At 73.3% G+C, this 10461-nt stretch carries 3 protein-coding genes; 2 read left to right on the top strand and 1 reads right to left on the bottom strand.

Annotation, left to right across the window (positions count from 1 at the left end):
- A partial coding sequence (locus ACXJKG_RS15125; protein WP_456846573.1) for an FG-GAP-like repeat-containing protein occupies positions 1-2190 on the top strand: 2190 nt, incomplete at its 5' end.
- Between the two features lie 228 nt (positions 2191-2418).
- Positions 2419-6597: a S8 family serine peptidase gene (locus ACXJKG_RS15120; protein WP_456846572.1), complete on the top strand. Its 4179-nt coding sequence runs from the start codon at positions 2419-2421 to the stop codon at positions 6595-6597.
- Between the two features lie 10 nt (positions 6598-6607).
- Here the strand turns inward: ACXJKG_RS15120 and ACXJKG_RS15115 are convergent.
- Positions 6608-10461, bottom strand: a 3854-nt coding sequence (locus ACXJKG_RS15115; protein ID WP_456846571.1) for a S8 family serine peptidase, incomplete at its 5' end; no start/stop codon positions are given.

Raw genomic sequence — 10461 nt, 5'->3', positions numbered from 1 at the left:
CTGCAGGACCACGGCTCGTTCGAGGTCGGATCGATCCTGGGCACGCCGTTCGGGAGCCCGACGATCGCCGACATGGACGGCGACGGCGACCCCGACCTCGTCCTCGAGAACAACGACTCCATCGCCGTCTGGCTCAACGACGGGACGGGGGTGTTCACCCGATCGTCGTCGACGGTGTCCGGATGGCTCGGTCACGTGGAGGCCGGGGACGTCACCGGGGACGGTCGGCCCGACATCGTCGGGGGGAGATCGATGCTGGTGCAGCAGCCCGACGGCACGTTCGGCGCCCCGGTCGCCCTTCCGCTCTCGGCGTCGGTGTTCATGCCCGATGTCAGGCTGGGCGACGTGACGGGTGACGGCCGCATCGACGTCGTGCGCACGGACGGGGACGGGGTCCGCGTCGACCCGCAGCTGGCCGGTGGCGGGCTCGGCGACGGGACGCACTACGCGCCGGGCGGCGCGAGTGGGCCGGTCGCGATCGGCGACATGGACCTGGACGGACGGCTCGATGTGCTCCTCGCCGACGGGCGCGGGTCTCGCATCTGGCTCCTTCCGCAGCTGCCGGACGGGACCCTCGGTGCCGGCATGGCCATCGACGCGCCGTTCGACTCCCCGCTGACGAACGCGCTGCAGGTGTCGGACCTGGACGGGGACGGATGGCCGGACATCGTGCTCGGCCACCGCGACGGTCCCGCGACGTTCCGACAGTGCCGCCTCGATCGAAGAACGCCATTGAGGAAGGGGTGGGTCAGCTCGGTCTCGCCGGGACAGGGGGCGTCCGGTGTCGCCACCCGACCGAGCCTGAAGGTCGGCTTCGACGGAGAGGTCGACCCTGCGTCGGTCTCGCCGTCGACCGTGAGCCTGATCGACGGCCTCACCGGGGCTGAGGTCCCCTCCGTGCCCAGCTACGACGCCGCGACGCGAACGATCTCTCTCGTACCGTCCGTCGACCTCTCAGGCGGCGGGCACTACCAGCTGCGAGTCTCCGGCGTGCGGTACGTGGACGGCAGGTCGATGACGGAGACCGAGCGCTCGTGGTTCACGGTCGCCGCGGGCGGCGCGCGATACACCCCGGTCGACCCGATGCGCGTCCTGGACACCAGAACCGGGCGGGGTATGACGGTCGCGGCGCACAAGATCGCGTCCGGCGAGGTCGTCAAGCTCGACCTGCGCGACCTGACGGCTGTCGGCGCGACCGCCGTGGTGCTCAACGTGACCGCGGCCTCGCCGACCACCTTCGGGAACGTCCGCGTCTACCCGTACCGTGCCGGTTCCGCGCCCCCGCGGGTGTCGAACGTCAACGTCGCGCCCGGTGTCGACCAGCCCAACCTCGTGACGGTGCCGATCGGCGACGACGGCGTCGTGGCTCTGCTCCCGGAGTCGACGTCCACGCATCTCATTGCCGACGTGGCCGGGTACTACTCGGCTGCCGGTGCCGCGGCGTTCGAGCAGACCGCCCCCCGTCGGCTGATGGACACCCGGAGCGGCGTGGGTGTGCGCCGCGGTTCGCTCACGGGAGGCTCCTGGGTCGACCTGCGCGTCTCGGGCGTCGGCTCGGTGCCCCGGGACGCGCTCGCCGTCGTGCTGAACGTGACCGCGACACAGGTGGCGCAGCGGAGCCACGTGCGGGTCTACCCGACACCGGCGGACTCCGAGGACCAGACGCCGCCCGACATCTCCAACCTCAACCTGACGCCCGGGCGGGACCAGCCGAACCTGGTGACAGTGCCGGTCGGAGATGGGGGGCGCGTCCGCTTCTACCTGCACCAGGGCCGAGCCGACCTCATCGCGGACATCGCGGGGTACTACTCGGCCACGGGCGACAACGGCTTCGTGCCGGTGGCGCCGACCCGTGTCGTCGACACCCGCAGCGGGCAGGGGATCTCGACCACCCTGCGCAAGGGGACCGTCTCGAGCGTGAAGATCGCCGGCTCCGGGCCGGTCCCCGCGGGGGCGGTCGCCGCGGTGCTCAACGTGACCGGGGTCCAGCCGCGCGGTGTCACCCACGTGCGGGCCTTCCCGACGACGTCCGCGGCACCGCCGGACATCTCGACGATCAACCTCGTCCCGGGCCGGGACGAGGCGAACCTCGCGGTCGTCCCGGTCGGGCTGGGCGGAGCTGTCTCGTTCTACCCGGCCACCGCCGATGTCGACCTGGTGGTCGACGTCGCGGGGTACTTCGCCCGCTGACGTTCGACCACCAGGTCGGTGGCGCCGACGGGCGGGTAGACGGTGCCGAGCTTGTGGGCGAACCCCACCCGGAGCAGGTGTTCCAAAGCCGGGTTGGGGGTGACAGGGACGAGACCGACGCTCACCCGTCCGGGCGAAGCCCGTGACCGCGACGTCCGGGACTCGGTACGCTCGCGCGGGCCACGACGTCTTGCTGGTCGGGCGCCCGATCAGCTACCGGAGCCGTCGATGCCTCGCCTCGCCACCGCCCTTCTCGTGGCCGTCGCGTTGGTCGTCGGGGCGCTCCCGGTGAGCGCGAGCGCGAGCGCGAGCGGGCAGGGCGGGGGCGTCGACCCGACGACACGTGACCGCCCGACCGATCGGGGTCCGTACCCGCAGGTCCCGGGGCCTGCGGTCGATCCTGCCGCCGCCGAGGTCGACCACCTGCTCGTGAAGTTCGCCGACCAGACCTCCGCAGTCCGGGAACGCGCCGCGCTGGACGGGGCCGGGGCCACGGGACGCGTGATCGTGTCCGGCACTGACTACGTCCGCGTGCGGGTCGGGACCGAGGAGTCGGCGGCCGAGGTGCTCGACCGCCTGGCGCACGACCCGAGCGTGGTCGACGTCCAGCTCGACCACGTCCGGCACGCCGCCGGCTGGACCGACGACCCCGGCAACGACTGGACCTGGCCGTACCTCGACCTGGTCCGGCTGCCCCGGGCGTGGGACGTCACCGCCGGCCAGGGAGCGGTCGTCGCCGTCCTGGACACCGGGGTAGACGCTGCGCACGAGGACCTCGCCGGGCGCCTCCTGCCCGGCAAGGACTTCGTCGACGGGGACTCCGTGCCCCAGGACCCCAACGGGCACGGCACGACGGTGGCCGGCATCGTCGCAGCGAACGGCAACAACGGGCTCGGCGGGGTCGGCGCCGCCTACGCGGCCAAGGTTCTCCCGGTGCGGGTGCTGGACGCCGACGGCGCGGCGCCCGACTCCCGGATCGCCGCGGGCATCGCGTGGGCCGCGGCCCAGCACGCGGATGTCATCAACCTGTCGCTGGCCGGACCGGCGACGTCGCCGGTGCTCCTCGATGCCATCCGCGCCGCGATCACCGCGGGCTCGGTGGTCGTCGCGGCCGCGGGCGACTCGGGCACGCAGACCCCCCAGTACCCCGCCGCGTACGCGCCGGCCGTCGACGGGCTGGTCGCTGTCTCGGCGACCGACGACGACGGAGCGATGCTGCCGGAGTCGTCGTGGGGCGACGACGTCACGCTCGCCGCGCCGGGGTCCCAGATCCTCGGTCCCGCCGCGGGGACGGGCTACGAGGTCGGGACGGGGACGTCCTTCGCCGCGCCGCTGGTCAGCGGCGTGGCGGCGCTGGTCAGCGCGCACTCACCGGCGCTCACCCCGGCGCAGCTCGAGCGGCGGCTCGTCGACTCGGCCCGCGAGGCCGGCCCGCGGGGCACCGACCCCTTCTACGGCGCCGGCCTGCTGGACGCCGCCGCGGCGGTCACCTGGACCGATGCCGCGCGCGCGGCGCCCGCCGTCGCCCTGGACCGCGTCGGCGGCGACGGTCGGTCCAACGACACCCGCGGGACGGCCACGCCCGCCAGCTTTCAGGTCAACGGCACGCTCSCCCCCGAGGGGGACGTCGACTGGTACCGATTCGACGGCGCCGCGGGGTGGTCCGCGGTCCAGCTCGAGGTCGACGACGCCGACACGGCCGAGTTCGAGGGGGTGCTGTCCCCGGTCGTCGAGGTCCGCGACGGGTCGGGGGCCGTGCTCCGGCGGTTCGACGGGCTGGGTCAGGAGTACGTCTGGCTCCCGGCGGCCGGTCCGCTCTTCGTACGGGTCACGATGCAGACGGCCGCGACCTCGGACATCCGCTACGGGATCTCGGTCGGTCCGCTGCCGGCCCCCGCGCCCGCGAGCAATGCGATCTACGACGCCGGGCCGGGGGCGATGACGCTCGCGACCGGTGACGTGACGGGCGACGGTCGTCCCGACGTCCTCGTCGGCGAGCCGGACGGCGGCATCGGCGTGCTGGCGGGGTCCGGGGACGGGCGGCTGAGCGAGCCGATGCTCGTCGAGCCGCCGCCGGGCATCTCGCTCAGCGGTCGGCTCGCGACGGCGGACCTGGACGGCGACGGCCGCACCGACGTCCTGGCCGGCACCTGGTCGGGAAGCGGTGAGGCGATCGTGTCGGGGGTGCTCCCCTTCCTGCAGCGCAACGGCGAGCTCGTGCCGGGGACGGCACTGGCGATCCCGGGCTGGCTGCTGATGCCCGTGCTGGGTGACCTCGACGGTGACCACGACGTCGACGTCGTCCTCTCGGCGGTGATGTCCGGGGACAGCGGACGCGTGGCGCTCAACGACGGGCACGGCGTGTTCAGCCTGGTCAGCGCCTCGGTCCCGATCGCGAGCCAGATGCCCGCCGTCGGCGACGTGACGGGTGACGGGCGGCAGGACATCGCCGACGGCCGCTCGGTCTTCCGGGGCCGGGGTGACGGGACGTTCGAGGCAGGGGTCGTCTACGAACCGTCGGGGCGGCCTGCGGCGGCGGAGGTGCGGATCGGGGACGTCACCGGCGACGGCCGTGCCGACGCCGTGAGCCGGACCACGCTCGGGCTGGTGGTCGGGGTGCAGCGTGCCGACGGCGGCATCGACCTGCGCACCGCAGACTCGTCCGGCAGCGGGCTCGTGCTCACCGATGCGAACGACGACGGTCGCACGGACGTCGTCGGGGTCCTCACCGGATGGCAGGAGCTGCGGGTCTCCTCCCAGCTGCCCGACGGGACGCTCGGGCCCGACCACTCGGGGGACCGGCTCGTCGGGTACTCCGGTTCGACGCCGGCGCAGACGGTTCAAGCCGTCGACCTCGACGGCGACGGCAGCCAGGAGATCGTCGTCCTCCACACCGACATCGACGGCGCACCCATCGTCGAGGTCGTGCGCCGCAACCTCGCCCGGGCAGGCGTCGGCGTCGCCTGGGTCAAGGACGTGACGCCGGCGGTCCACGCCTCGGGCGTCGGCGTCCGGCCCACCGTGCGCATCGCGCTCGACACCACGCTGCGCACCGACTCGCTCACTGCCACCTCGGTGCGCCTGGTCGACGCCACGGGCGCGACCGTCACCGCGACGCGGACGTACTCGGCGGCGGACCGGACCATCAGCCTCACGCCGTCGGCGGACCTGCAGGCCGGGGACCACTACGAGGTGGTCGTCGACGGGCTGGTGAACGCCTCCGGGGTGCCGCAGGACGAGCCGTTCCGGTCCTGGTTCACGGTGGCCGCCGGCGGGTCGCGGTACACGCCGGTCGAGCCCCTGCGGGTGCTGGACACCCGGGACGGCACCGGGATGCACGTGGCGCCGCACCGGATCGCGTCGGGCGAGCAGCTCGTCCTCGACCTGCACGAGCTGGCCGACCGTGGCGCCACGGCCGTCGTGCTGAACGTGACCGCGGCGTCGCCCGCGGGCTTCGGCAACGTGCGGGTCTACCCGTACCACTACGGGGCGACGCCGCCGGGCGTCTCGAACGTCAACGTCGCACCCGGGATCGACCAGCCCAACCTCGTCACCGTGCCCCTCGGGGACTTCGGCTACGTCGACCTGCTGCCGTCCGGGACGTCGACGCACCTGATCGCGGACCTGCAGGGCTACTACGCCCCCGGGGGAGCGACGGCGTACGAGCCGCTCGCGCCGCAGCGGCTCCTCGACACGCGCAGCGGGACCGGGGTGCGCCGGGGCCCGCTGGTGGGGGGATCGTCGGTCGACCTGCGCGTGACCGGGGTCGGTGGGGTGCCCGCCGACGCGGTCGCGGTGGTGCTCAACGTGACGGCGACCCAGGTCGCGCAGCTGACGCACGTGCGCGTCTACCCGGCTCCGGCCGACTCCGAGGACCAGACCCCGCCGGACATCTCGAACCTCAACCTCACGCCCGGGCGCGACCAGCCGAACCTGGTCACCGTGCCGATCGGGGACGCCGGCCGCGTCCGGTTCTACCTGCACCAGGGCCGCGCCGACCTGATCGCCGACATCGCCGGCTACTACGCCGCCACGGGCGACAACGGCTTCGTACCGGTGGCGCCCACCCGGGTCGTCGACACGCGCAGCGGGCGGGGGATCGCCACCACGCTGCACAAGGGGACCGTGTCCAGCGTGAAGATCGCCGGCGCCGGGTCGGTGCCCGCAGGTGCTGTCGCGGCCGTGCTCAACGTCACCGGCGTCCAGCCGCGCGGCGTCACGCACGTGCGGGCGTTCCCGACGACGTCGGCGGCGCCCCCGGACATCTCCACGATCAACCTGGTGCCGGGCAGGGACGAGGCGAACCTCGCGGTCGTCCCGGTCGGGCTCGGCGGCGCCGTCTCGTTCTACCCGGCCACCGCCGACGTCGACCTGGTGGTGGACGTGGCCGGGTACTTCGCCCGCTGAGCCGGCCGGCTCAGCGTCGGAAGTATCCGCTGACGTCCACGACGAGGTCGGTGGTGCCCACGGGGGTGAAGAAGGAGACCGTGCCGCCGGTGCCGAGCTTGACCAGGGCGAGGTTGGCGTCGTCGCGGCCGGGGACCAGGTTGATGGTGGACACGTCGGGCGGGTTGCCGGGTGCGGTGGGGTAGGCGCGGACGTGGGTGGGCAGGCTCGGGTGGACGCCGGTGACGTTCAGGACCGCGGCGACCGCGTTCGACGGGACCCCGGCGTGGCCGGTGACGGCGAGGTCCTGTGCCGTGCCGGCGGTGAGCTTGCCGGTGAACCCGTTGGTGGACCGGGTGTCGCCGATGCGGACGGGGCTGATCGGGACGAACCCGTTGTCGCCGGTGGCGGTGTAGTAGCCGGCGACGTCGGCGATGAGGAGCTCCGAGGCGATCGGGGTGAAGAACCGGACGCGTCCGCCGTCGCCGACCTTGACGGTCACGAGGTTGGGCTGGTCGCGGCCGGGCAGCAGGTTGAGGTTGGAGATGTCCGGTGGGGTCTGGTCCTCGCCCGCGCCGGGGGTCGGGTAGACGCGCACGTGGGTGGGTCCGGTGACCTGGGTGCCGGTGACGTTCAGGACGACGGCGGTCGCGTCCTTGGGCACGAGGGTGCCGTCGGCGACGGACAGGTCGACCCACTGGCCGGCCTTCAGGGCGCCCTTGCGGACGCCGGTGCCGTTGCGCATGTCCATCACGCGTCTCGGTGTCAATGGCTCGAACGCTGTGGCCGCGCCCGCGCTGTAGTAGCCGGCGACGTCGGCGATGAGGTGCGTCGTGGTGGCCTCGGGCAGGAGGGTCACCGAGCGGTCGGTGCCGAGCGCGACCGTCACCAGGTTCGGCTGGTCGACCCCGGGCATGACGTTGAGGTTGGAGACCCTCGGCGGGGCGCCCGGGCCGGTCGGGTAGACCCGGATGTTCCCGGGCGCTGAGGGGTTCGAGGCCGTCACGTTCAGGACGACGGCCGTCGCGTCGGCGGGCAACGAAAGGATCTGGAGCTGCAGTGGCACGCCGGGTTGGCGCGGTCCGGGGCCCGAGTTCAGCAAGCCGAGCCCACTTCGGGTGTCGAGCACGCGTACCGGATCGACGGGCGTGTATCGCTCACCGTTCGCGCCGACCGTGAACCACGTGCGCACTGGCGTCCGCTGCGTCGCCCCAGCCGCGTCCTGCAACCCGTCCACGATGACCGTGTAGTGGTTGCCGACGCCCAGGTCGGACGTCGGCGTGATCGTCAGTGTCCGAGCGGACGTCCATGTCATTGTGCTGGGGATGTCGGCCTGCGTCGCGCCGTCCACCAGCCGGACCGTCGCGGGCGTCGCCGAGGCCGCGGACATGTCGCGCTCGAACGAGATCGTGGTCGCCTGTCGAACGTCGGCGCCCGCGGTGTTCGGGGCGGGCGAGACGGCGCTCGCCGCGATGGGCGACCGGTGCACGGCGTCCAGGGCGTTCTGGTGCATGGCGATGACACCGTCGGCGATGGAGAGTGCGGCGTCCGGCGCGCCGTCCGCGTCGAGGTCGGCCACTGCCAGCGCCCCGTTCGCGAGGGAGCCGGACGAGCGGAGGACGCTGACCTCCGCGGCGCCGAGCGTCCCCGCGCTCGTCTGCGGGAAGTACGAGAGGACGCCGAAGCCTGCGGCGACGACGTCCTGGCGCCCGTCGAGGTCGAAGTCGGCGACGGCGACGGTGTACGGCATGGCGTTGAACGCGGTCGGGTAGAGGGCGGACGGGCCGAATCCGGCGCCCGACCATGAGTCGACCTGCACGGCGCTGCCGACGCGCGAGTTGCGGACCACGTCCGGCACACCGTCCCCGGTGACATCGGCGACCGCGACGTCGGGTTGGTCGCCGTCCATCATCTGCAGGGCCGGCAGCGGGATGGCCGGCGCGAACGTGCCGTCCGGGTTCTGCAGGCTGACACCGGTCGGCCACACCAGGTCCGGCCGGTGGTCGGCGTTGACGTCGCCGAGGGTCACGCGGCGTGGCTCCGGGCGGGTGGCGCTCGCTCCGGGTGTGAAGCCTCCCCCGCCGTCGTTGAGCAGCACCTGCACGACGTCCGACGCCTCACGTCCGACCACGAGGTCCACGTCGCCGTCCCCGTCGATGTCACCGCCTGCCATCACGGCCGCGCTGGTCGACATCGGCAGCGTCCCCGTCGGCACGATGCCGCCGGTCCCGGTGTCGAAGAACGCAATGCCCGCGACGCTGCCGACTGCGAGGTCCGTCTGCCCGTCGCCGTCCAGGTCGGCAGCCACGAATCCGCCACCGCTGTCACTGTTGCTCAGGCCAACGAGCTCGACGTGCTCAAACGATCCGTCGCCGACTCCGCGGTTCAGCAGGAGGTACCGTCCACCTGACACCCTGAGTGCGTCGACGACGCCGTCGCCGGTGACGTCGGCGAGTCCCAGGCTCGACGAGAAGCCCCAGGAACTTCCGCTCGTCCCCGTCGCCGTGGCTGTGAACCGGTCCGTCGAGGAGCTCCTCACCGAGACGCGGTAGTCCACGTCGCTCGCGGAACCGTTCCGGTTGGTGACCCGGATGTACAGCCGCATCGCGTGCGGCGCACCCACGGTCACGTCCACCTCGCCATACGTACTCAGGTCGCGTCCGGTGGCCAGCACGCGTCCCTCGCCGTCCCGTACCTCCACGACCGGGTCCAGATCCCGGCCGGAGTAGCCGTTCGCRCCCGGAACCTCGACGCTGTACCAGCCGCGCGCAGGTGCGTCGTAGGCGTACCAGTCTTCGTCGCCCTCGGGCGAGAGCATCCCGGTAGCCCCGGCGGCGGTGAGGACCATGGCCGTCGCGCGGGTGTCGTCGGAGGCGCCAGGATCGACCGGAGCGCGGTCCAACGGCGGAGCGACGGCGGCGGGGAGGGCGTCGGCAGAGGTGAGTGCGGTTGCCGCGTCCAGCACCCCCGCGCCGTAGTAGGGGTCCACACCGCGCGGTCCGGCGTCCCGAGCGCCCGCGATCAGACGCCGCTCGACGACGGCCGGGGACAGCACGCCCGGACGGGCTCGCAGCAGGGCCGCGACACCCGCGACGAACGGCGCGGAGAAGGAGGTTCCGGAGTCGTAGACGTAGCCGCCGCGGTTGCTCGGACCGATGATCTGGTACCCCGGCGCGGAGATCGAGACCCAGTCACCGAAGCTGGAGAACGCAGTGGTCTGGCCGTCGTCGTTGGTGGCCGCGACAGCGAGCAGCCCCTCGATCTGCGGTGCGTACGCGGCGGGGTATTGCGCCTCCTGCGTGCCGTCGTTCCCCGCCGCAGCGATCACGACCGCGCCCGCGGCCACGGCGGTCGCGATCGCATCGCGCAGCACGGGCGAGGGGTCGGTGCCGCCGAGCGAGAGGTTGATGACAGAGGCGCCATGGCTCGTCGCCCACGCCAGGCCCGCGGCGATCGTCGAGTCGTTGCCGTTGCCGTCCGCGTCGAGCACGCGGACGGGGAGGATCTTCGCGTCGTATGCGGCACCGACCGAGCCGGCACCGTTGTTGCCGCGCGCCGCGGCGACGCCGGCGACGAGTGTCCCGTGGCCGTTCGGGTCGGACGGGTCGGCATCGTTGTCGACGAAGTCCTTGCCGCCGGACGCCAGGACGAGGTCGGGGTGTGCGCTGACGCCGGTGTCGAGGACGGCGATCGTCACACCGGCTCCCGTCGACGCGTCCCAGGCGCGCGGCAGCCGGACCAGGTCGACGTACGGCCAGCCCTCCTCGAGCAGCGGGTCGTCGGTCCAGGCGAACGCGTGGCGGACGTGGTCGAGCTGCACCGCGGCGACCCGCGGGTCGGCCTGGAGCCGCGCGACGACGTCGGCGGGGTTCTCGTCACCGACGC

The sequence above is a fragment of the Cellulomonas sp. P5_C6 genome, from assembly GCF_054049635.1.
This window is presented reverse-complemented; position numbering and strand designations above follow the sequence as displayed.